The organism is Giesbergeria giesbergeri (assembly GCF_054779375.1).
The window spans coordinates 156,373-177,301 of sequence record NZ_BAAGYJ010000005.1 but is presented as its reverse complement, the minus strand read 5'-3'; the positions used below and the strand labels follow the sequence as shown (position 1 = coordinate 177,301).

Here is a 20,929-nt window from a genome sequence, read left to right as displayed (position 1 = left end):
ACAAATTCTCACGCGTTATCCGTTACCAGCATCAGGCCAATCCGCCACCACGGGTAGTTAGTCGATGAATTCGGCCCCACTCAATGTGGGCGCTGTAGCAGCATATTGCCGCAGTTTCTCCACCAAACGTTCCCGCACCTGCGGCCACTCCTCCGCCGTCATGCTGTACATCACCGTATCGCGAATCGTGCCATCGCGGCGCAGCGCCTGGCGGCGTATCACACCGTCTTTTGTGGCCCCTAGGCGCTCAATGGCCCGTTGCGATGCCAAGTTGAGGTTGTCGGTGCGCCAACCCACTACTGGGCAGCCCAAAGTATCAAAAGCATGGGCCAACAACAGCAGCTTGGCCGTGGTATTCACATGGCTGCGCTGCACACTTTGCGCATACCAGGTGTAGCCAATCTCTACCCGGCGCACGGCGGGCACAATGTCGTGGTAGCTGGTGCTACCCAGCACCCGGCCCGTGGTGGTGTCGATCACGGCAAAGGCAAAACGGTGCCCCTGCTCGTGTGCGGCCAACGCGGTCTCAATGTAGGCTCTGGTGGCATCGGGCGCAGGCACTGAGGTGACGCGCAGGTTCCACAAATCGCCATCAGCAGCCGCTTGCCGCAGGCCCGCCTCATGGGCTAACGTGAGAGGCTCCAAGCGCACGCCCCCCTGTTGCAAGGTCACAGGTTCGACAAAAGCCATGCTAGACACTCCTGCCCCAGAGACTATCAGCGGTTGCGCTGGTTCATGTAGACCAGCTTTTCAAACAAACTCACGTCTTGCTCATTCTTGAGCAAAGCCCCCACCAGTGGGGGTACCGAGACCTTGTTATCGGCGCTTTGCAGCACTTCCAACGGAATATCTTCAGCCACCAGCAGTTTGAGCCAGTCGATCAACTCACTGGTCGATGGCTTCTTTTTCAGGCCGGGCAGGCCACGCACGTCATAAAACGTCTTCATGGCCGCCGCCAGCAATTCGCTCTTGAGCGTCGGAAAATGCACATCCACGATGCGGCGCATGGTTTCCGCTTCTGGAAACTTGATGTAGTGGAAAAAGCAGCGGCGCAAAAAGGCGTCAGGCAATTCTTTTTCGTTGTTGGAAGTGATAAACACCAAAGGCCGGTGTTTGGCACGGATCATCTCGCGCGTCTCGTAGCAGTAAAACTCCATGCGGTCGAGTTCGCGCAGCAAGTCGTTGGGAAATTCAATATCCGCCTTGTCGATCTCGTCAATCAGCAACGCCACTGGCTGCTCAGCCATAAACGCCTGCCACAGCACGCCCTTGACAATGTAGTTGCGGATGTCTTGGACACGCTCGCTGCTGTCGGCATCGCCCAATTGCGAATCACGCAGGCGACTCACGGCATCGTATTCATACAAACCCTGCTGCGCCTTGGTGGTCGATTTGATGTGCCATTGCAGCAAAGGCATGTTCAGTGCCTGCGACACCTCCTCAGCCAGCATGGTCTTGCCGGTGCCCGGCTCCCCTTTGACCAACAGCGGGCGCTGCAGCTTGATAGCCGCATTCACGGCCAGCATCAGGTCTTGGGTAGCCACATAGTTCGAGGAGCCTTGGAATTTCATGGGTAAATGGCAGCAAAAACGTGAAACAACGATTGTGCGCTGAAAACGTCCGACTTGCCGCACACGTCAATTACCCAACAACTCCCCCACGGGGCGCAAGGCCGCCACCCGGTCACACACAGCCTTAACAGCAATCAAAATCGGAATCCCCAACAATAAGCCCCATACACCCCACAGCCAACCCCATGCCATCACGCCCGCAAACACGGCCACAGGATTGAGGCTGCTAGTGCGACTGGTCAGCCAAGGGGTTAGCAAATTGCCCACCAGGGTGTGAATGAACAAAGAAGCCCCACCCACCGCCAGCGCCATGTTGGGTGTGCCAAATTGCAGAAAAGCCACCAAGGCCGAGCCGCCCGTTACCACCAAAGAGCCCACATAGGGCACCAAATTGAGCACCGCTGCCGCCACGCCCCACACCGCGGCCTGCTGCAAGCCCAGCGCCCAATAAGCCAGCCCCGTAGCCACCCCGACCAAAGCACTTGTCCACAACTGCACCAGCAAATAGCGGCGCACCTGGGTATTGATCTCGTCGGCCATATCCAAGGTGATCTGATGCGTCTGCACTTGCGGCCCCACAATGCACAGCAATTTGCGCCGCAGCAAATCCCCCGAGGCCAGCAAAAAAAAGCTCAAAAAAACCACCGCTGCCAACTGCGCCAGCCCCGACACCAACCCCAGCGTCCCCGGCCATACATAGTCGCGCACATTGAACGGTGGCCGCTCGACCACGACCCTTTGCACCCCCCGGCGTGTAGCAGGCACCCCGTTGTCTTGAGTCGCCTGTTCAATCTGGGTGGCAGCTTTTTGCACTGTGGCCAAGGTGCTGGTACTGCCCGCTCGGCTGTAGGCCCGCAACTGATCGCGCACCTTCTTGGTGGCCACCGGCAAGGCATCCACCAATTGCGAGGCACCATCGCTCAAAGACCAACTGGTGCCCGCCAGCCCGGCCACCAGCGCCAGCAACAAAGCAGCCGCACTGAGCGCACGCGGCACACGCCAGCGTTGCCATAAATACTGAACAGCTGGTTGCAAAGCACAGGTCAGCAGCAAACTGAGCACAATCGGAATGCACACTGCACTGGCCCAATGCAGCATAGCCACTGTGGACAAAAAAGCCAGCCATACCAAAGCCAGCCGCGCCAAATCAAACGGTGGCGGTGCAGTCGCCGGTGTCGCTGCCACCACGGCAGCAGATGGTGAGGGCAAAGGTTCAACAGAAGGGGAGGCGGGCGCAGTCATGGGGGCCATTGTGCTGCGAGAGTGCAGGGCGCTGCTACACGCAGCGCCAAAGAACATGGCGAATCAACGGCTGATTCTCCGATTAGCCCCCAGAATGGCCCGCTACCATCACAACTTATGCAAGCCCAGTCCCACTCCATCCGGCGCACCATGCACCATCTTCTTTTGCCGCTGCTGGCTGCTGCTGCGCTGGTCGGCTGCGGCACCGTGGCCGATTTACCCCATCTGGAGCGGCATGCGCCCAGTGGTCAGAAAAAAGCAATGGCTATCCACCATTGGGATGTGCTCGCCAATGACGTGGCCGAACGCATCGCCTACAAAATCAGCGAATGGCCCCCTGGCGAATATCCGCTGTCGATCAAAACCAGCCAGTCCTCCGAATTCAGCACCAGCTTTCACAAACTGCTGCTCACACGCCTGTTGGACAAAGACATCACCGTATCCACCGAACCCACCAGTGTGGTGCTGCATGTAGATGCCCAACTGGTAGCCCACGGTGCCCCCATAGGCAGCTTGTTGGCAGGTTCTGCCACCCCCCTGTCACCGGGCGTCTCTGTGCTGCGCAATTGGCAGCCCCCCGCGCCGGGGCGCACTGGCCCCGAGATCGGTGAAGGCACCGGCGGCAGCCACCTGCCAGCCCCCACTGCCCCACACCACCAAAACATGGGGCCATGGCCCACACGCACCGAAGTGCTCATCAGCACTTCACTAGAGAGCGGCCAACGTTACCTGACCCGCACCGCCGACATCTACTACCTCGACCCCGACGATGCCTTCCTGTATGCGCCGCCTGCGCCACCACCGGCCCCTACCCCCATCAAAACTTGGCGGGTGGTAGCCCCATGAAGCGCCGTACCGCCGCCCTGGCCCTGCTTGCCACCGCCGCAGCCCTGCCTGGCTGCGCCCGTTACTACTATGGCGATGCAGCCCCCGTGCGCGCTGATCTGGTAGAAACCAACGCCAAAGCCATCGACACCCTGTTGCAAAGGATCAACCTCGACCCCACCCGCCCTATTTTGGTGGGCACCTTGGTCAGCATAGACCGGCTCGCTGAATCCTCACGCCTGGGCCGCACCCTCTCTGAACAGTTGGCCGGGCAACTGGTGCAGCGCGGTGTGCTGGTGGTAGAGCCCCGACTGCGCGACAACCTGGTCATAGAACCCAACCAAGGGGAGTTGCTGCTCTCGCGTGAACTGCACGAAGTCAGCCAGCGCCATGATGCCCAAGCAGTACTGATAGGCACCTATGCCGCCTCGCTGCGTTCAGTCTATGTCAGTCTCAAGCTGGTGCATCCAGTGGGTAATCTGGTCATGGCTGCTGCCGACTACACCCTGCCGATGGACGACAACGTGCGCATGTTGTTGCACGCCCGCTCGTAGCAAGGCCATCGCTGGCGGTGTCGATTAGACTGCGCCGTTTTTTGACTTTTGTGCCCATGCCATGACCACTTCCACCCCTCCACAGGTTTTGATCAACACCAGCTACGGCCCCTTCACCATCGAGCTGTACCCCACCGAAGCACCCGCCACGGTGGCTAATTTCTTGGCCTACGTTGATGCCAACTTTTACGATGGCACGCTGTTTCATCGGGTCATTGACCAATTCGTGGTGCAAGGTGGTGGCATGAATCGCTCACTGCAATTCAAGACCACACGCGAGCCCATTGCACTGGAGTCCAACAATGGCCTCGAAAACGACCGGGGCACCATCGCTATGGCCCGCACCTTGGCACCAGACTCGGCCACATCGCAATTTTTTATCAACACAGTAGACAACGCTGGGCTGAACTACCAAAGCGCCGACAAACCTGGCTACGCCGTGTTTGGCAAAGTCATTGATGGCATGGACGTGATCGACGCCATCGAAAACACACAAACGGCCAACTTCACCCTCAACGGTGCCAGCTACCAAAACTTTCCGTACCCCTACCTGCTGTCTATCTACGGTGCTGATCGCTACACCCCAGCCGCCACCCTGACCCCCACCAGCCACACCCTTGGCAGCAATGCCTATGGCGTGGCCATAGCCAACTACAGCGGCAACCGGCTCGACTATGGTGTCAAACTCAACACCAACAAAACACTGACAGTGACCCAAATTGACGGCCTGCACAGCAGCGAGACTGTCACCGATGCAGGTCGGCTGCACTTTGCCGATGGACAGTATGCCTACGACCTCAATGGCAATGCAGGCAAAACGGCACTGTTGATCAACGCTGCCGCCGGGCTCAACGCCCTCACCCCTACCGTGGTTGGAGTGGGGCTGGACTTGTTTGACCAAGGTCTGAGCCTCCAAGAGGTAGCGCAGGTTGTGGTCAATACCGGTGTGTTTAACAACGTCAGCCACAGCGATTTTGTCAAGGCGGTGTACAAAAATGTGGTCGGCAGCGCACCCGATGCCACCGCACAAGCAACCTTTACCACCATGCTGGACAACGGCGAAGTCACCCAAGCACAGATGTTGGCTTTGGCAGCCAACACCGATCTCAATGCCAGCACGGTCAACCTCGTAGGGTTGGCCCATATTGGTCTGGCCTACCTTTAAACCAACCGGCATCCCATGCAAAAACCCGGCAGCCTATACAAGGCTGGCCGGGTTTTTGATGGCGATCTGTCAGGACTCAGTGCAGCATCAGCGAACCAGCGGCTTTGCTCTTGCCAGCACGGGCTGGGGGGTTGCACAAACCACAGGTGTAGTGGCGGTTTTCATACAACTCGGTCACAAACTGACCACCGCACTGAGCACATTTGGTACGGGTCAACATGCCTGCATCCACAAACTTCACCAGACGCCAAGCGCGGGTAAAAGACAACAGTGGCTCCACCTGGGCCATTTCAATCTGTTCGGTATAGAGGCGATAGGCCTTGGTGAGCTGATCCACCGGATCTAAGTCAATCCCCTTAGACAGGTATTCGTAGATATTCAAAAACAGCGAGCTATGGATGTTTTCTTGCCAGGTCAGAAACCAATCGGTCGAGAAAGGCAACTGACCTTTGGAGGGGGACTTGCCCGCCACTTCTTTGTACAGACGAATCAAACGCTCATACGACAAGGTGGTTTCTGACTCCAGCACCTGCATCCGAGCCCCCATGGCAATCAGCATGGCAGCACGCTCAATCTGCTTGGATTCGTTGAGCACGCTCTTGGTAGCAGTTTTGGCAGCCTTGGCAGTGCTTTGGTCGGCGGATGTAGCAGTCATGGTGAAGTCTCCAATCAGGTGCGGGCAAGGTGACAAAAAAGGCTTACAAAACTTCCGACACGCGGCTGGCCATCAAAATGTTGGCGTGCAGGGTGTTGGTGGCTTCGTTGCCCACCTTCTTGGGGGTGTTATGGTTGGTCAACAAGCTCCAGACCAAGTTGTCATCCACACGGAAGCTGCAAAGAAGGGTGTTTCGGGAGGCCAGTTTCATCACTTGCGCTGCCGACAGGGATGCCAGAATATCGGCAGCCTCTTCGTTAATGCCCAGACGGAAAACAGCTTCAGCCTTGTCTTGGCGAATCAAGGTCTGAGCCAACATCAGATAGGTCAGGTTGGCTTCGCGAATTTCGGCAAGAAGTTGTTCGTTGGTCATGGTGCAATCCTTTCAGTTCGGTCGGGGTTTTCAGGCCACGCCAATGGGTGAACCGTTGAAATGGATTGTGAAGACATGCCAATCAGAAATTAAGTCGGGCTTTGTCGGTACTGCATGTCAGACAAACGCGCCACCATGTAGGAATTTGCCTTACAAACCGTGCAGCATCCACAGCCCCTGCCCCCCCTGCACTACCTGCTGCACTGCAACAAGCTTTTCTGCCCTTTAGGCCGCCCCATGTGCTACAGGACGACTAGCGTCGCTGCACCATTCGCTCCAACTGCCAGCAAAAAGTGTGGTTTTTCCGAGACCTGCCCACTCCATCGCCAGCATGTTGGGATTGGCCGTCACGCCACTGCCGCAGTGGTGTACCACGCTGGCCGGATCACGCCCCGCCAGCAAAGCCTCCCACTCCGCACGCAACACTGCGGCGGGCTTAAAGCAGCCATCAGTGCCAAAGTTATCGGTGAACGGACGGTTCAAAGCCCCCGGAATATGGCCAGCCACAGGGTCTAGCGGCTCAAATTCACCACGATAGCGGGCAGGCATACGAGCATCTACCAGCGTTTGGGCGGGCTGGCCCAGCGCCGCCAGCACCTGCGCCACATCCACCCAAGAGCGCAAGGAGGACTCCAGGCGAAAAGCAGAAGGCACCACAGATGGCTGAACCGGGCCAGACTCCAGCGCCCCGCCTGCGGCTTTCCAAGCGGTCAGCCCACCATCCAACACAGCCACAGCCCCATGCCCAACCCATTGCAGCATCCACCACAAACGTCCAGCAAAGGCACAACTGTTACGGTCATACACCACCACCTGACGACCATTCTCCAGCCCCTGTGCGGACAACCATTGCGCCAATCGCTCACGGCTGGGCAACGGGTGGCGCCCTCCTGAGGCAGGCAAGTCATCGGCTTGGGCACTCAGATCATGATCCAGATGGGCATACAAGGCTCCCGGCACATGCTCTTGTTGGTACTGCAAAGCACCGGCACTCGGGTCGGCCAAGTCAAAACTGGCATCAAACAACAGCGGTGGCGTGCCACGGTCTATCAATACACGCAATTCAGAGGCAGAGATCAAAGTGGAATACATGGCAAACACACAGCAAAGTAAAAATCATGGGATAAGAACTGCACAAGATGCGCTGGCTACTCTTCTTGGGCAGGTGCTCCAGGGGCAGCACGGGCACGCAGCACGGTGGCAGCAATGCCGCTGCCAATGATCAGGGCCATGCCCGCCCAACCCAGCAGCGGAATTTGATCCCCAAACAAAGCCATGCCATAAAGCGCCGCAAACACAATGCCTGAATACTGCAAATTGGCCACCACCAACGTACCACGCTCGGTCTTGGCACTGGCATAAGCCCGCGTCATGCACAGTTGACCGCCAGAGGCCAGCAAGCCAATGGGCAGCAACCACCATGCAGGCCAGCCAGGCCAATCGGACACCCCCATCACCAACGTGGCCAAACCACCGGCCAAGGTAGAACCGATGGCAAAGAAAAACACGGTTCGCGTCTCAGGCTCCCCCACTCTGGAAAGTGTCACCACCTGCAAATACGCAAAAGCCGCTGACATGCCCGACAACAGCCCCACCACTCCGGCAAACATCTGGTTCTGGTCTAGACTGGGGCGCAACACCATCACCACACCAGCAAAACCGGCCAGTACCGTCAACACCAATGGGCCTTGCAGCGCAGGTAGCGGTGTGGCAGGCGAAGGCCGCCACGCCAGCAAAGCCCCCCCGACAAAAAATGCCGCAATCCAGACGCTGCTCATATAGTTGAGCGTCATGGCTGTTGCCAGTGGCAATTGGCCAATGGCATAAAACCAAGCCCCCATTGCCGCAACCCCCACCAAACTGCGCCAAGCGTGCATCCACGGGTAGCTGGTGCGCAACACCACCTGTTGCGATCGCGCCAGCAGCCACAAAATACCAATGCCAATCAGCCCCCGGTAAAACACCAGTTCCGCCGCATTGAAGTAGACCGAGGCCAGCTTGATGCACACACTCATGCTGGCAAACAAAAAAGCGGCCAGCACCATCCAAAGAGCTTGCATGGAATCCCAAAAAAATAAGTGTCAAAGGCAAAATAGCTGCCAGTGCTGATCAAACAGCACTGGCAGCTATAGCACTCAGGGGCCCAAAAAAGCGTTAGCGTTGGGGAACCGCCGCGCCCACAGTGGCACGGTACCACTCATGGAAATGCTGCATACCATCTTCCATGGGGCTTTGGTAAGGGCCAACCTCGTTATCGCCACGGGCCAACAGGGCTTTACGACCTGCGTCCATGCGTTCGCCAATTTCATCGTCTTCAATGCAGGTTTCCATATAGGCGGCCTGCTGGGCCTCGACGAATTCGCGCTCAAAAGCCACGATCTCTTCGGGGTAGTAAAACTCCACCATGTTCAGCGTCTTGGTCGGGCTGATAGGGTGCAAGGTAGAAACCGTCAGCACATGCGGATACCACTCCACCATGATGTGGGGGTAATAAGTGAGCCAGATAGCACCACGCTCGGGCAGTTTGCCTTCGCGGTATTGCAGCAACACCTCTTTCCACTTTTGGTACACATCCGAGCCGGAATGGCCAAACGTAGAAGCCACCCCCACCGTTTGCACCGAGTACTCTTTGCTGAACTCCCAGCGCAAGTCATCACAGGTGACAAAATTGCCCAAACCGGGGTGGAAGGGGCCAACGTGGTAATCCTCTAGGTAGACCTCGATAAACGTCTTCCAGTTGTAGTTGCACTCGTGCAGTTCTACCCGGTCGAGTGCAAAGCCCTCAAAGCTGAGTTCAGCCCGTGGCCCCATACCGGCCAGATCAGCAGCAATGTCACGGCCATTGTCTTCAAACAACAGACCGTTCCACTCGCGCAGGGGGTAATTCTTCAAGTCCAAGCCGGGGTCTTGCGGAAAATGGGGCGCACCCAACAAACTGCCACTGGGGCTGTAAGTCCAGCGGTGCAACGGGCAAACAATATTGCCACCCGCATAACCCTTGCCTTGGCCTTGCAGCGTGCCGCGCCCCTGCAACATCACGGCTTGGCGGTGGCGACAAATGTTTGAGACCAGCTCCACTTGCCCTTGGGCATTGCGCACCAAAGCACGGCCCTCGCCTTCTTGAGGAAGGGCGTAATAATCGCCCACGTTGGGTACTGCCAATTGGTGCCCCACATAGCGGGGCCCGCGCTGGAAGATAAGCTCCAACTCGCGCTGGAACAGCGCCTCGTCAAAGTAGCTTGAAACTGGTAGTTGGCTTGCAGCCTGCTGCAGTCGAAGACTTAAATCAGACATGGATGACCTGACCTAAAGACTCCCCACAGGGAGGTGCGCACGAGGCGCGGGTGAGAAAAAAATAAACCGGCAGGACGCCGGCTTGCAGGGAATGGGATTATAGGACGTGGGGTTATTGCCGTATAGGATTCCCGCAGGGGCCATGCGTGTATTGCCAGCTGGTATCGGCCTAAAATTGAAGGTTTCAGACTTTTGCGGACCCGTCCCCATGCCCACACCCAAGACCGCCGCCCCGGCCTGCCCACAGGCAGTGCTGGCAGAACAAGCGCAGCCGGAGGGGGCACAACCACACCAAGCTGCCTACTACTGCACACAGGTGCTTGCATGAGCCCAAAAATGGTCACCCCCTTTGATATTGCAGACTGGATACAGGGCCATCTGCTGCGGATTGAGCAAGTCTTGTCGGTCTGGGTAGGCCAAGGTGCCCCTGCGGGCCTGGGCGAAGCCATGCGCTACGCAGTGCTCGATGGTGGCAAACGCCTGCGGCCACTGCTGGTGTTAGCCGCCCGCCACGCCGTCGCCAGTGCTGATGGCGCCGATGCCTCTCTGCACAGCAGTTGTGATGAAGCTGCGCTGCGCGCCGCGTGTGCGGTTGAATTGATCCATGCCTATTCTTTGGTGCATGACGATATGCCCTGCATGGACAACGATGTGCTGCGCCGAGGTAAACCCACAGTGCATGTGCAATTTGGTCAAGCCCAAGCCCTGCTGGCCGGTGATGCACTGCAAGCCTTGGCCTTTGAGCTTCTAGTGCCCGAAAATAGTGCCATCCCCCATAACATCCAAGCCCGTTTGTGCAGTGTGCTGGCACGCGCCGCTGGTGCCCAAGGCATGGCCGGAGGCCAAGCCATTGACTTGGCTAGCGTTGGGGTCGCCCTCAACGAAAATCAGTTGCGCCACATGCACCGCCTCAAGACAGGCGCCTTATTGGAAGGCAGCGTGCTCATGGGGGCCACCTGTGGGCAAGCCAATGCCACAGCCCTAGCCGCTTTGGCTCAATATGGAGCGGCCTTGGGGCTGGCCTTTCAAGTAGTAGATGACATCCTAGACGTCACCGCCGATGCGGCCACACTGGGCAAAACAGCAGGGAAAGATGCCGCACAAGACAAGCCGACCTATGTGTCGCTACTGGGTCTGGAATCCGCCCAACGCCATGCCCAAGATCTGCACCAACAAGCCTTGGCAGCTCTAGAAGCCAGTGGCCTGCCCGATACCCGTGCCTTGGCCGCCTTGGCCGACAAAGTCGTCCATCGCGCCTACTGACCTGCACCTGCAAGTCCCCGTCCCAAGCCAGCCGCCCTTCAAGATGCCCACCAAGCCCTATCCCCTGTTGCAGACTGTCAATAACCCAGCCGATCTGCGCCGCCTGCCCCGCACCGAACTCAAGGCACTGGCCACTGAACTGCGCGCCTTTGTCATTGACAGCGTGGCACAAACCGGCGGCCATCTCAGCTCCAACCTCGGCACGGTAGAACTCACCATTGCCCTGCACCGGGTTTTCAATACCCCACACGACCGGCTGGTGTGGGATGTAGGCCACCAAACCTACCCGCACAAGATCCTGACTGAACGGCGCGAGCGCATGTCTACACTGCGTCAGTTGGGCGGCCTGAGTGGCTTTCCGCAACGTGCCGAGAGCGAGTACGACACCTTTGGCACAGCACACTCCAGCACCAGTATTTCTGCCGCCTTGGGCATGGCTTTGGCTGCGCGCAGTAAGGGTGAAGACCGCCACGCCGTCGCCATTATTGGCGATGGTGCCATGACAGCAGGCATGGCCTTTGAGGCGCTCAATAACGCTGGCGTAGAAGACTGCAAACTGCTGGTAGTGCTTAACGATAACGACATGAGCATCAGCCCACCCGTGGGCGCGCTCAACCGCTACCTAGCACAACTGATGAGCGGCCAGTTTTATGCCAAGGCCAAGAACGTAGGTAAAAACGTGCTCAAAAATGCGCCCCCGTTGCTAGAGCTGGCCAAACGGCTAGAGCAACAGGCCAAAGGCATGGTGGTGCCAGCCACCCTGTTTGAGAAGTTTGGCTTCAACTACATTGGCCCCATCGATGGTCACGACCTCGATTCGTTGATTCCCACGCTAGAGAACATCAAAAGCCTGCCTGGCCCACAATTTTTGCATGTAGTCACCAGAAAAGGCCAAGGCTACAAACTGGCCGAAGCCGACCCAATCGCCTACCACGGCCCGGGCAAGTTTGACCCTAGCGTTGGTTTGGTCAAGCCTGCCACCCCCCCCAAACCCACTTTCACCCAGGTATTTGGCGAATGGCTGTGCGATATGGCCGCACAAGATGAACGCTTGGTAGGCATCACCCCAGCCATGCGTGAAGGCTCGGGCATGGTGGAATTCCATCGCCGCTTTCCTGAGCGTTATTACGATGTGGGCATTGCCGAGCAGCACGCCGTTACCTTTGCCGCCGGTTTGGCTTGCGAAGGGCTCAAACCAGTGGTGGCCATTTATTCCACCTTCTTGCAACGCGCTTATGACCAGATGATCCACGATGTGGCGTTACAAAATCTGCCAGTGGTATTTGCTTTAGACCGGGCCGGCTTGGTGGGGGCCGATGGTGCTACCCATGCCGGAGCCTACGATATTTCATTTATCCGCTGCATTCCCAATATGGCACTGGCCTGCCCAGCCGATGAGCGCGAATGCCGCCAACTGCTCAGCACCGCTTTTGCGCAAAACCAGCCAGTCGCGGTACGCTACCCGCGTGGGGCGGGTGCAGGCATTGCACCACTGCACCATTTAGAGCCACTGCCCTTTGGCAAAGGCGAAATCCGCCGCCAGTGCAGCCAAGCAGCCACCAGCGACGTGGTGGGCATGCCACGCATTGCCATTTTGGCTTTTGGCACGTTGCTCTATCCAGCACTGCAAGCAGCTGAAGCATTGGATGCCACGGTAGTCAACATGCGCTGGGCCAAACCCCTGGATACAGCACTGCTGCTCCAAGTGGCTGCCGAGCATGACCTGCTGATCACGGTAGAGGAAGGGGCCATTGCCGGTGGCGCAGGCAGTGCCGTGCTAGAAGCTCTGGCTGCAGCCAAGGTGCAGCGCCCCGTGCTGTCGCTGGGCTTGCCTGATGTCTTCATTGAGCACGGCGACCCCAGCAAACTACTGGCCCTACAGGGGCTGGACGCCTTGGGTATCGAACAAGCGGTGCGTAGCCATTTTCAGCTCCCCACCCCATAACCCCCATGAAAAATCTGGCACCGGCCCCTCGCTATGCTGGTGCAAGCGCCGCACACCCTACCCCCGTGCGGCGATCAAAGGCTGCTGCCGATCCCTATCAGCAGTCCAGAAGTTCCTGCCACGGCAGGTTTTGCAGTCCTTTTCGGAGTCTTCCTATGGATCGTCGTTCCCTTATCAAACACGCTGGCATGGCTGGCGTTCTGGCGGCTGGTGTCGCCCCTGCGGCACATGCCCAAGCCACCGTGCGCTGGCGTTTGGCATCGAGCTTCCCGAAGTCGCTCGACACCATCTTCGGCAGCGCCGAAATGTTTGCCAAGACCGTCAAAGCCTTGTCGGGCGGCAAGTTTGAAGTGTCTGTACATGCTGCTGGCGAACTGATGCCTGCATTTGGCGTGGTCGATGGTTTGCAAAACGGCACCATTGAAATGGCCCAAACAGCAGCCTATTACTACACCGGCAAGAACCCCATCTTTGCATTCGGCTGCGCTGTGCCTTTTGGCCTGACCGCCCGCCAGATGGATGCCTGGAAAAATCATGGCAACGGCCGCAAGCTGATGGATGCCTTCTTGGAAGGTTACAACATCAAGAGCTACAGCGCAGGCAACACCGGCACCCAAATGGGCGGCTGGTACCGCAAAGAAATCAAAACCGTGGCTGACCTCAAGGGTCTCAAAATGCGCTTGGGTGGCGGCCTGTTCGGCGAAGCCATGCAAAAGTTGGGGGTGGTGGCACAGAACATGCCCGTAGGTGAGGTCTACCAATCTCTGGAAAAAGGCACCCTAGACGCCACCGAGTTTGTTGGCCCTTACGATGACGAAAAACTGGGCTTCAACAAGGTGGCCCCGTTTTACTACTACCCTGGCTGGTGGGAAGGCAGCGCCGAGCTGGAGTTCTATGTCAACACCAAGGCCTATGCGGCATTAAGCCCAGAGTTCAAAGCCATTGTGGATGCCGCCACCATTGTGGCTGCCCGTGACATGGGCTCCAAGTACGATGCCTTCAACCCACAAGCCCTCAAGCGGCTGGTGGGCGCCAAAACCCAACTCAAGGCATTCTCCAAAGAGGTGCTGGATGCGGGCTTCAAGGCATCGATGGAAGTGTTTGCCGAACACGAGGCCAAATCGCCCGAGTTCAAGAAAATCCACCAAGATATGCGCGCCTTCCAGCGCGACCAGTTGCTGTGGGAAAAATTCTCTGAGCAACGCTTCAATGCTTATATGGCCTCTGTAAAGCTGTAAGCAAGGCACTGCACACAGGATGTCTAGCCAACATAGACATCCTGCCACCCCATGTTCTGGGGTGGTCGATGGGCATAAAAAACCCCACCTGTTGCAATGAACAGGTGGGTTTTAATGTTGGTGCCGATTGTCGGATTCGAACTGACGACCTACCGCTTACAAGGCGGGTGCTCTACCAACTGAGCTAAACCGGCTAAGCTCTTATTATAGCAATAAAAAAGCGCCTAGTAAAAATTATCCGTTTTATTTCACACGCTTGAGGGCAGGTCGTCCCCCCCCCGTTGGCGGACGCGGCGAATCCTCCGATGGGGTGGCCTCACTGGATACCAACTGGATGACACGATCTGCATCGACGGCCAGATGCCCCGCCAAACCCGTATCGGGCATCTCCTCGGAGATAGACACCAAGGCTTCGGTAGCCTCTGTGGCATCCAAGTCCATAGGGGGAGGAAACGCCATACCCTGCCCATTCTCGCGCGCGTAAATAGCCACCACACGCCCTACCGGCACCATGATGTCACGGGCCTTGCCTCCAAAACGGGCCTTGAACTCAATATAGTCATTGCCCAACAAGAGACCGCTGGTGGCATCCAATCCCACATTGAGCACAATCTCACCATCTTTAACGTATTCACGCGGCACCTGAACTGACGCGTCAACGCGCACAGCAATATAGGGCGTGAACCCATTGTCAATGCACCACTCGTGCAAAGCACGGATCAGGTATGGGCGTGTGGTAGTGGGTTCCTGTGCGTTCATAGTGCACCTGTGGGCAATGGAGAGTGGATGTGCGCTGAACTCACTTGCGCATGACCTTTTCCGAGGGCGTCAGTGCCTCAATGTAAGCCGGACGTGAGAAGATGCGCTCGGCATACTTGAGCAGTGGTGCGGCATTTTTGCTCATTTCAATGCCGTAGTAATCCAAGCGCCAGAGCAGCGGTGCAATGGCTACATCCAACATCGAGAAGCTCTCGCCCAGCATGTATTTGTTCTTCAAGAACACGGGCGCCAGTTGCGTCAAACGGTCACGGATATGGGCGCGGGCCTTTTCCATCGCCTTTTCGTTGCCCTTGGTTGCGCGAGATTCCAGCGTGTTCACATGGACGAACAGCTCTTTCTCAAAGTTGAGCAGAAACAGGCGTACACGGGCACGATCCACGGGATCGCCGGGCATGAGTTGTGGGTGCGGAAAACGCTCATCAATGTATTCGTTGATGATGTTCGACTCATAGAGAATCAGGTCACGTTCCACCAGAATGGGCACCTGACCATAGGGATTCATCACATTGATGTCTTCTGGCTTGTTGTACAAGTCGACATCGCGGATTTCAAAATCCATGCCCTTTTCAAACAACACAAAACGGCAGCGGTGGGAAAAAGGACAGGTTGTACCCGAATAAAGCACCATCATGGCAAGGAACTCCTAAAAATCAAAAGAGTGGAACGCATAGTGCGCCCACTCTGAAAAAGATGGCGCCACGCTGCTAGAGCGTGGCATGGCAGACACTGCTTATTTCACGTCTTTCCAGAACGCAGCATTGAGCTTCCAGGCTGCCACTGAGGTCAATGCCAAGAAGGCCAACACCCAGATACCAAGGTTGACACGCTTCTTCTGAGCAGGCTCACCCATCCATTGCAGGTAGCCAACCAAGTCGCCAATGGCCTCATCGTACTGTTCAGGCGTCATGCTGCCAGGGCTGATGGGCTCCCAGCCTTTGTGGACTTGCACTGTCTGACCGTGGCTTTGTTGCTCTTCAAACACGGCACGGCGCTGACCCTGCAACTGCCACAGCACATGGGGCATGCCCACGTTGGGGAATGCCAGATTGTTCCAACCAGTGGCCTTGGCCTCATCACGGTAGAAAGTGCGCAAGAAGGTATACAGATAGTCTGATCCTGTGCCACCAGCACCCGCACGCGAACGTGCAATCACGGTCAAATCAGGTGGATTGGCACCAAACCATTCCTTGGCCTGTTTGGGATCAATAGCGGCCTTCATGGTTTCACCAATTTTGTCGGTGGTGAACAACATGTTGTCCTTGATCTGCTCATTGGTCAACCCAATGTCATTCAGGCGGTTGTAGCGCATGAACGCTGCAGAATGACAGCCCACACAGTAGTTGACGAACAGCTTGGCACCATTTTGCAATGCACCCTGATCATTGAGGCGATTGGGCGCTTTATCCCAAGCCATACCACCGCCTGCCGCTTGGGCAGCACCGGCTACCAAACCCAGAGCAGCGATGAACGAAAGAATAATTTTCTTCATGGTATTCGTCTCCAGCTCAGTGTGGAGTAAAGGTGACACGGTCGGGCACGGGCTTGGGCTCGCCCAAACGGCTCCACCAAGGCATGAGCAAGAAGAAGCCGAAGTAGAACAGGGTGCCCACTTGCGAGACACGCTCACCCACTGGCGAGGGAGGTTGCACGCCCAAATAGGCCAGCACCACAAAGTTGACCACGAACACAGCGTACACATACTTGTGCCAGCTCGGACGATAGCGAATCGACTTGACGGGGCTGTGATCCAACCAAGGCAGGCCAAACAAAATCACCACAGCACCACCCATGACCACCACACCCCAGAACTTGGCGTCGATGGACAACATCATGGCGACAACGACCACAGCAGCACCCATGATCCCAGCCTTGATAAAGGCGGGCAGCTTGCACTTGAGCACAGCCAGCAAGGCACCCAACACTACAGAAGCGATCAACACATACATCATCTCAGTGGTGATAGCACGCAGCATGGAGTAGAACGGCGTGAAGTACCACACTGGGGCAATGTGCAGTGGAGTTTGCAGCGGATCAGCAGGAATAAAGTTGTTGTATTCCAAGAAATAGCCACCAAATTCTGGGGCGAAGAAGATCACTGCCGTGAAGGCCATCAGGAACAAGCACACGCCCAAAATATCATGCACTGTGTAGTAGGGATGGAAAGGAACGCCATCGAGCGGGTGGCCATTGGCATCTTTGGGGGCTTTGGGGCCTTTGATTTCGATGCCATCGGGGTTGTTCGAGCCCACATCGTGCAGGGCCAACAAGTGAGCCACCACCAAGCCCAGCAGCACCAGGGGCACAGCAATGACGTGGAAGCTGAAGAAGCGGTTGAGTGTGGCGTCAGAAACCACATAGTCACCACGAATCAACAAAGCCAAGTCGGGGCCAACAAAGGGCACAGCGGCAAACAGGTTCACAATCACCTGAGCGCCCCAGTAGGACATCTGGCCCCAAGGCAGCAGGTAACCCATGAAGGCTTCGGCCATCAGTGCCAAGAAGATGGCACAGCCAAACACCCAGACCAGCTCACGTGGTTTGCGATAGCTGCCATAAAGCAGACCACGGAACATGTGCAGATAGACCACCACAAAGAAGGCCGATGCACCGGTGGAGTGCATGTAGCGAATCAGCCAACCCCACGGCACATCACGCATGATGTACTCCACCGAGGCAAATGCCTTATCCGCATCGGGCTTGTAGTGCATCACCAAGAAAATGCCGGTGACGATCTGGATCACCAGCACCAGCAGTGCCAGCGAGCCAAAGATGTACCAGAAATTGAAGTTTTTCGGAGCGTAATACTCCGACATGTGTACCCGGTAGGCATCAAAAGCTGTGGGGAACCGGTTTTCAAACCAGTTGGCCAGCTTGGCACCACCCGAGGCGTTGGGGGAAATTTCCTTGAATTCGTGAGCCATGTCGTTATTCCTCAGGCCTTCTTGTCTTCACCGATCAGCAACTTAGAGTCTGACAGGTACATGTGGGGCGGCACTTCGAGGTTGTCGGGTGCGGGCTTATTCTTGAACACGCGACCAGCCATATCGAAGGTAGAACCGTGGCAGGGGCACAGGAAGCCCCCCTTCCAATCGGCAGGCAACGAAGGCTGGGCACCCGTAACGAACTTGTCTGACGGCGAGCAACCCAGATGGGTGCAAATGCCCACAGCCACAAAAATCTCGGGCTTGATGGAACGGTGGCCATTGCGGGCATACACTGGCGTGAACTCGTTGGGCTTGCGCTCAGACTTGGGGTCGGCCAACTGGCTATCAATGGTGGGCAGATCAGCCAATTGCTCGGGGGTACGTTTGACGATCCATACCGGCTTGCCGCGCCATTCGGCTGTCATTTTTTCACCGGGCTTGAGGGCGGAGATGTCCACCTCGACCGCAGCACCGGCTGCCTTGGCTTTTTCGGAGGGCTGAAAAGTACTCACGAAGGGGACGGCGGTTGCCACGCCGCCCACCGCACCCGCGCAGCCGGACGCAATCAGCCACGTCCGCTTGCTGGAGTCGATTGGAGTGTCACTCATGGGAATCCTCGATGAACATCGCTATATTGGGGGTTTAGCCTCAAATTGTAGCGGAGTGCGTAGGGGTATCCCGGTCTGGACGTTCGCGGTTACGGCCTTTGTGGAGCAGCCTTCCTACAAGTTTTGGTCATCAGAAAGGAAATACTCATGGGAATGGTGCAAGAATTTAGGGAGTTTGCCATCAAAGGCAATGTGATCGATCTGGCCGTGGGCGTGATTATTGGCGGCGCCTTTGGCAAGATTGTGGATTCTGTGGTGGGCGATCTGATCATGCCCGTGGTGGGCTTGGTGTTTGGCAAATTGGATTTCTCCAACTTGTTTCTTGTGCTGGGCACAGTACCAGAAGGCACCACCATGACGCTGGATGCCATCAAGAAAGCCGGGGTGCCGGTGTTCGCCTATGGCAGTTTCATCACTGTCGCCGTGAACTTTCTGATTTTGGCCTTCATCATTTTCATGATGGTCAAGCAAATCAACCGCCTCAAGCGCAATGCTGAATCTGCCCCCGTGGCCCCAGCAGCGCCACCACCAACCCCCGAAGACATTGTGCTGCTGCGGGAGATTCGGGACAGTCTCAAACGCTGATGGCCTTAGCCCAGTTGCTTGGCCATTTGTACTGCTGCGATCAGGCTGCTTGCATCTGCTATGCCTTGACCAGCAATGTCAAAGGCGGTGCCGTGGTCTGGGCTAGTACGCACCAGTGGTAGCCCCAAGGTCACATTGACTCCCTTGTCCACGCCCAAATACTTGACAGGAATCAAGCCTTGGTCATGGTACATGGCGACCACCACATCAAATTCACCAGGGTGCGCCGGGGTTTGACGAGCGCGCATAAAGATGGTGTCGGGTGCAAACGGGCCGTGGGCATTGATCCCTTGGGCACAAGCTGTAGCAATCGCAGGGACAATGGTGTCGATTTCTTCACGGCCAAAAAGCCCTCCTTCTCCAGCATGGGGGTTGAGACCTGCTACCGCAATCCGAGGTGCCCGTCCTAAGCTACGGGCCAGCGCGTGGTGGGTGATGCACAGGGTTTGCAGCACGTTGTCGTACGTAACGGCAGCAATGGCATCTCGCAAAGACACATGGATGCTGACCAGCACCGTTCGCAATTCGTCATTGGCTAGCATCATGCGCACAGGCATCTGGGCCAACGCAACACCCGCATGGGTTGCCGCTTGTGCTTGGAGCAGTTCGGTATGGCCAGGGACATCGACGCCAGCAGCATGGAGTGCTTCTTTGTGCAAAGGTGCTGTGATCAATCCAGCAATCTCACCACGCAGAGCCGCCTGTGCTGCCCACAGCACACTGTCGGCAGCAGCCCGTCCAGCCGCAGCACTGATACGCCCAAAAGTTTGGGGGCCGGGCAGGCCCGGCAGTTGCAAGACTGGCAGACAACGTGGTGGCATCTCCAAGGCTTGCATTGGATGCGTGATCAAGGCCACAGGCAATGTGGGCAGACCAGGGCGCAGCACACAAGAGGCTGCTCGGCGCAGGGTGGCGACATCGCCCACAACAAAACAACCTTGGAGTTGCTCAGGCACATCACGGAATGCTTTGGCAATGGTTTCTGGGCCAATACCGGCAGAATCGCCTTGGGTGATGGCCCAAACGCGAGAGGAAACGGAGGTGGTATTCATGCTCAAGCCCACTCAGGCGGGGTTGTCGATGTCGATGAAGTAATGATCCAGCCCATGCTGCTGTGCCAACTGTGCAGCCACCGCAGGGGCACCATAACGCTCAGTGGCATGATGACCGGCTGCAATAAAGGCCACGCCACACTCGCGGGCCAAATGCATCTGAGGTTCTGAGATTTCACCAGTGATAAAGGCTTCTGCGCCCGCAGCAATGGCGGCCTCAAAAAAGCCTTGGGCACCGCCACTGCACCAGGCAATTTTGCGAATAGGGCTATAGACATCCCCCACTACAGTGACCTGACGGTTCAACGCTTCTTCTACCTGTGCCGCCAAAGCGTGAGCACTGGCAAAATGGCTGCCATCCTCGCGCTGCCCCAGCCAGCCCAGTGACTGATCGCCAAAACAGGCTTGCCCCTGCAAACCCAGCACACAAGCCAATTGGGCATTGTTGCCCAATGTTGGATGGGCATCCAGCGGCAAGTGGTAGGCAAAAAGGTTGATGTCATGTGCCAGCAGACGTTGCAAACGCTGCTTCATCCAGCCAGTGATACAGCCGTCCTGACCGCGCCAAAACAGCCCATGGTGAACCAAAATGGCATCGGCTCGGGCCTCAATGGCTGCATCAATCAAGGCACGGCTGGCAGTGACACCACTGACGATGCGTTCAATTTGTGCCTTGCCCTCCACTTGTAACCCATTGGGGCCATAGTCTTTAAAACGCTCGGGTTGCAGCAGCACATCCAGAGATTGCCGCAAGGTATCGCGAAAAATGCTCATGTGCCCATTGTCGCGCCAATAGGCGACGACAGCAGTATCCCAGCTGGTTCACAATGGCAACCTGCCTTTTTAGGCCCATCT

22 protein-coding genes and 1 tRNA gene are annotated in these 20,929 nt (G+C 57.0%); 7 read left to right on the top strand and 16 right to left on the bottom strand.

Translation table 11 applies throughout. From position 1 onward, the window contains the following. Positions 1-57: 57 nt before the first annotated feature. From ACYVB2_RS10740 to ACYVB2_RS10730, 3 genes are all read right to left on the bottom strand, one after another. Complete coding sequence (locus ACYVB2_RS10740) at positions 58-690, bottom strand: GNAT family N-acetyltransferase (protein ID WP_382432469.1); 633 nt, start codon at positions 688-690, stop codon at positions 58-60. 26 nt (positions 691-716) lie between these two features. Beyond that, complete coding sequence (locus ACYVB2_RS10735) at positions 717-1,571, bottom strand: AAA family ATPase (RefSeq protein WP_382432467.1); 855 nt, start codon at positions 1,569-1,571, stop codon at positions 717-719. A gap of 66 nt (positions 1,572-1,637) precedes the next feature. After that, entirely contained in the window at positions 1,638-2,822 is a 1,185-nt protein-coding gene (locus ACYVB2_RS10730) for an AI-2E family transporter (protein WP_382432510.1), read from the bottom strand. Between the two features lie 141 nt (positions 2,823-2,963). On the opposite strand from ACYVB2_RS10730, the gene ACYVB2_RS10725 reads away from it, so the two are divergent. The 3 genes from ACYVB2_RS10725 to ACYVB2_RS10715 all read left to right on the top strand — a co-directional run bounded on the left by ACYVB2_RS10725 (position 2,964) and on the right by ACYVB2_RS10715 (position 5,357). Beyond that, a complete protein-coding gene (locus tag ACYVB2_RS10725) occupies positions 2,964-3,659 on the top strand; it encodes a hypothetical protein (RefSeq protein ID WP_382432465.1) in 696 nt (231 codons plus the stop codon). Continuing rightward, positions 3,656-4,192: a FlgO family outer membrane protein gene (locus tag ACYVB2_RS10720; protein ID WP_382432463.1), complete on the top strand. Its 537-nt coding sequence runs from the start codon at positions 3,656-3,658 to the stop codon at positions 4,190-4,192. The genes ACYVB2_RS10725 and ACYVB2_RS10720 overlap by 4 nt, the downstream gene beginning before the upstream one ends. Before the next feature lie 61 nt (positions 4,193-4,253). Then, positions 4,254-5,357 (top strand): peptidylprolyl isomerase, encoded by a 1,104-nt coding sequence (locus tag ACYVB2_RS10715; protein WP_382432461.1) that lies wholly within the window; start codon positions 4,254-4,256, stop codon positions 5,355-5,357. A 76-nt stretch (positions 5,358-5,433) separates the two neighbouring features. Here ACYVB2_RS10715 and flhC read toward each other — a convergent pair whose 3' ends face one another. The 5 genes from flhC to ACYVB2_RS10690 form a co-directional block, all read right to left on the bottom strand. Beyond that, on the bottom strand, positions 5,434-6,012 hold the full coding sequence (flhC, locus tag ACYVB2_RS10710) for a flagellar transcriptional regulator FlhC (RefSeq protein ID WP_382432459.1): 579 nt from the start codon (positions 6,010-6,012) through the stop codon (positions 5,434-5,436). 43 nt (positions 6,013-6,055) lie between these two features. Then, complete coding sequence (gene flhD, locus ACYVB2_RS10705; RefSeq protein ID WP_300074585.1) at positions 6,056-6,385, bottom strand: flagellar transcriptional regulator FlhD; 330 nt, start codon at positions 6,383-6,385, stop codon at positions 6,056-6,058. A gap of 225 nt (positions 6,386-6,610) precedes the next feature. Further along, positions 6,611-7,477: a sulfurtransferase gene (locus ACYVB2_RS10700; protein ID WP_382432457.1), complete on the bottom strand. Its 867-nt coding sequence runs from the start codon at positions 7,475-7,477 to the stop codon at positions 6,611-6,613. A 56-nt stretch (positions 7,478-7,533) separates the two neighbouring features. Beyond that, entirely contained in the window at positions 7,534-8,445 is a 912-nt protein-coding gene (locus ACYVB2_RS10695; protein ID WP_382432455.1) for a DMT family transporter, read from the bottom strand. A 94-nt stretch (positions 8,446-8,539) separates the two neighbouring features. Next, positions 8,540-9,679 carry an aromatic ring-hydroxylating oxygenase subunit alpha gene (locus tag ACYVB2_RS10690; RefSeq protein ID WP_382432453.1) on the bottom strand — a complete coding sequence of 380 codons (1,140 nt, stop codon included), beginning with the start codon at positions 9,677-9,679 and terminating at the stop codon, positions 8,540-8,542. 336 nt (positions 9,680-10,015) lie between these two features. Between ACYVB2_RS10690 and ACYVB2_RS10685 the strand changes: the two genes are divergently transcribed. From ACYVB2_RS10685 to ACYVB2_RS10675, 3 genes are all read left to right on the top strand, one after another. Beyond that, the gene (locus tag ACYVB2_RS10685; RefSeq protein ID WP_382432451.1) at positions 10,016-10,942 is read left to right on the top strand and encodes a polyprenyl synthetase family protein; all 927 of its coding nucleotides are present in this window, start codon (positions 10,016-10,018) and stop codon (positions 10,940-10,942) included. Positions 10,943-10,985: 43 nt separating this feature from the next. Continuing rightward, positions 10,986-12,887: a 1-deoxy-D-xylulose-5-phosphate synthase gene (gene dxs / locus ACYVB2_RS10680; RefSeq protein WP_382432449.1), complete on the top strand. Its 1,902-nt coding sequence runs from the start codon at positions 10,986-10,988 to the stop codon at positions 12,885-12,887. A 155-nt stretch (positions 12,888-13,042) separates the two neighbouring features. Further along, positions 13,043-14,125, top strand: a complete 1,083-nt coding sequence (locus tag ACYVB2_RS10675; protein WP_382432447.1) for a TRAP transporter substrate-binding protein — start codon at positions 13,043-13,045, stop codon at positions 14,123-14,125. Positions 14,126-14,243: 118 nt separating this feature from the next. Here the strand turns inward: ACYVB2_RS10675 and ACYVB2_RS10670 are convergent. The 6 genes from ACYVB2_RS10670 to petA form a co-directional block, all read right to left on the bottom strand. Next, positions 14,244-14,319 (bottom strand) — tRNA-Thr (locus tag ACYVB2_RS10670). A gap of 49 nt (positions 14,320-14,368) precedes the next feature. Then, positions 14,369-14,884, bottom strand: a complete 516-nt coding sequence (locus ACYVB2_RS10665) for a ClpXP protease specificity-enhancing factor (protein WP_382432445.1) — start codon at positions 14,882-14,884, stop codon at positions 14,369-14,371. A 40-nt stretch (positions 14,885-14,924) separates the two neighbouring features. Further along, a complete protein-coding gene (locus ACYVB2_RS10660) occupies positions 14,925-15,536 on the bottom strand; it encodes a glutathione S-transferase N-terminal domain-containing protein (RefSeq protein ID WP_382432443.1) in 612 nt (203 codons plus the stop codon). Positions 15,537-15,635: 99 nt separating this feature from the next. After that, the gene (locus ACYVB2_RS10655; RefSeq protein ID WP_382432441.1) at positions 15,636-16,394 is read right to left on the bottom strand and encodes a cytochrome c1; all 759 of its coding nucleotides are present in this window, start codon (positions 16,392-16,394) and stop codon (positions 15,636-15,638) included. 16 nt (positions 16,395-16,410) lie between these two features. Beyond that, positions 16,411-17,826 (bottom strand): cytochrome b, encoded by a 1,416-nt coding sequence (locus ACYVB2_RS10650; RefSeq protein ID WP_382432439.1) that lies wholly within the window; start codon positions 17,824-17,826, stop codon positions 16,411-16,413. A gap of 11 nt (positions 17,827-17,837) precedes the next feature. Beyond that, positions 17,838-18,437 carry a ubiquinol-cytochrome c reductase iron-sulfur subunit gene (gene petA / locus ACYVB2_RS10645; protein WP_382432437.1) on the bottom strand — a complete coding sequence of 200 codons (600 nt, stop codon included), beginning with the start codon at positions 18,435-18,437 and terminating at the stop codon, positions 17,838-17,840. A gap of 147 nt (positions 18,438-18,584) precedes the next feature. On the opposite strand from petA, the gene mscL reads away from it, so the two are divergent. Then, positions 18,585-19,022: a large conductance mechanosensitive channel protein MscL gene (gene mscL, locus ACYVB2_RS10640; protein ID WP_382432435.1), complete on the top strand. Its 438-nt coding sequence runs from the start codon at positions 18,585-18,587 to the stop codon at positions 19,020-19,022. 5 nt (positions 19,023-19,027) lie between these two features. On the opposite strand, the gene pdxA is transcribed toward mscL, so the two are convergent. Together pdxA and ACYVB2_RS10630 are read right to left on the bottom strand one after the other, a co-directional pair. Beyond that, positions 19,028-20,074 carry a 4-hydroxythreonine-4-phosphate dehydrogenase PdxA gene (gene pdxA, locus ACYVB2_RS10635; RefSeq protein WP_382432433.1) on the bottom strand — a complete coding sequence of 349 codons (1,047 nt, stop codon included), beginning with the start codon at positions 20,072-20,074 and terminating at the stop codon, positions 19,028-19,030. Between the two features lie 12 nt (positions 20,075-20,086). Then, positions 20,087-20,848, bottom strand: a complete 762-nt coding sequence (locus ACYVB2_RS10630; RefSeq protein ID WP_382432431.1) for a Nif3-like dinuclear metal center hexameric protein — start codon at positions 20,846-20,848, stop codon at positions 20,087-20,089. Positions 20,849-20,929 lie beyond the last annotated feature (81 nt).

Excerpts from the sequence above, each read along its gene's own strand:
- ACYVB2_RS10740 (WP_382432469.1), bottom strand. The coding sequence starts at position 690 with ATGGCTTTTGTCGAACCTGTGACCTTGCAACAGGGGGGCGTGCGCTTG.
- ACYVB2_RS10735 (WP_382432467.1), bottom strand. The coding sequence starts at position 1,571 with ATGAAATTCCAAGGCTCCTCGAACTATGTGGCTACCCAAGACCTGATG.
- ACYVB2_RS10730 (WP_382432510.1), bottom strand. The coding sequence starts at position 2,822 with ATGGCCCCCATGACTGCGCCCGCCTCCCCTTCTGTTGAACCTTTGCCC.
- ACYVB2_RS10725 (WP_382432465.1), top strand. The coding sequence starts at position 2,964 with ATGCACCATCTTCTTTTGCCGCTGCTGGCTGCTGCTGCGCTGGTCGGC.
- ACYVB2_RS10720 (WP_382432463.1), top strand. The coding sequence starts at position 3,656 with ATGAAGCGCCGTACCGCCGCCCTGGCCCTGCTTGCCACCGCCGCAGCC.
- ACYVB2_RS10715 (WP_382432461.1), top strand. The coding sequence starts at position 4,254 with ATGACCACTTCCACCCCTCCACAGGTTTTGATCAACACCAGCTACGGC.
- flhC (WP_382432459.1), bottom strand. The coding sequence starts at position 6,012 with ATGACTGCTACATCCGCCGACCAAAGCACTGCCAAGGCTGCCAAAACT.
- flhD (WP_300074585.1), bottom strand. The coding sequence starts at position 6,385 with ATGACCAACGAACAACTTCTTGCCGAAATTCGCGAAGCCAACCTGACC.
- ACYVB2_RS10700 (WP_382432457.1), bottom strand. The coding sequence starts at position 7,477 with ATGTATTCCACTTTGATCTCTGCCTCTGAATTGCGTGTATTGATAGAC.
- ACYVB2_RS10695 (WP_382432455.1), bottom strand. The coding sequence starts at position 8,445 with ATGCAAGCTCTTTGGATGGTGCTGGCCGCTTTTTTGTTTGCCAGCATG.
- ACYVB2_RS10690 (WP_382432453.1), bottom strand. The coding sequence starts at position 9,679 with ATGTCTGATTTAAGTCTTCGACTGCAGCAGGCTGCAAGCCAACTACCA.
- ACYVB2_RS10685 (WP_382432451.1), top strand. The coding sequence starts at position 10,016 with ATGGTCACCCCCTTTGATATTGCAGACTGGATACAGGGCCATCTGCTG.
- dxs (WP_382432449.1), top strand. The coding sequence starts at position 10,986 with ATGCCCACCAAGCCCTATCCCCTGTTGCAGACTGTCAATAACCCAGCC.
- ACYVB2_RS10675 (WP_382432447.1), top strand. The coding sequence starts at position 13,043 with ATGGATCGTCGTTCCCTTATCAAACACGCTGGCATGGCTGGCGTTCTG.
- ACYVB2_RS10665 (WP_382432445.1), bottom strand. The coding sequence starts at position 14,884 with ATGAACGCACAGGAACCCACTACCACACGCCCATACCTGATCCGTGCT.
- ACYVB2_RS10660 (WP_382432443.1), bottom strand. The coding sequence starts at position 15,536 with ATGATGGTGCTTTATTCGGGTACAACCTGTCCTTTTTCCCACCGCTGC.
- ACYVB2_RS10655 (WP_382432441.1), bottom strand. The coding sequence starts at position 16,394 with ATGAAGAAAATTATTCTTTCGTTCATCGCTGCTCTGGGTTTGGTAGCC.
- ACYVB2_RS10650 (WP_382432439.1), bottom strand. The coding sequence starts at position 17,826 with ATGGCTCACGAATTCAAGGAAATTTCCCCCAACGCCTCGGGTGGTGCC.
- petA (WP_382432437.1), bottom strand. The coding sequence starts at position 18,437 with ATGAGTGACACTCCAATCGACTCCAGCAAGCGGACGTGGCTGATTGCG.
- mscL (WP_382432435.1), top strand. The coding sequence starts at position 18,585 with ATGGGAATGGTGCAAGAATTTAGGGAGTTTGCCATCAAAGGCAATGTG.
- pdxA (WP_382432433.1), bottom strand. The coding sequence starts at position 20,074 with ATGAATACCACCTCCGTTTCCTCTCGCGTTTGGGCCATCACCCAAGGC.
- ACYVB2_RS10630 (WP_382432431.1), bottom strand. The coding sequence starts at position 20,848 with ATGAGCATTTTTCGCGATACCTTGCGGCAATCTCTGGATGTGCTGCTG.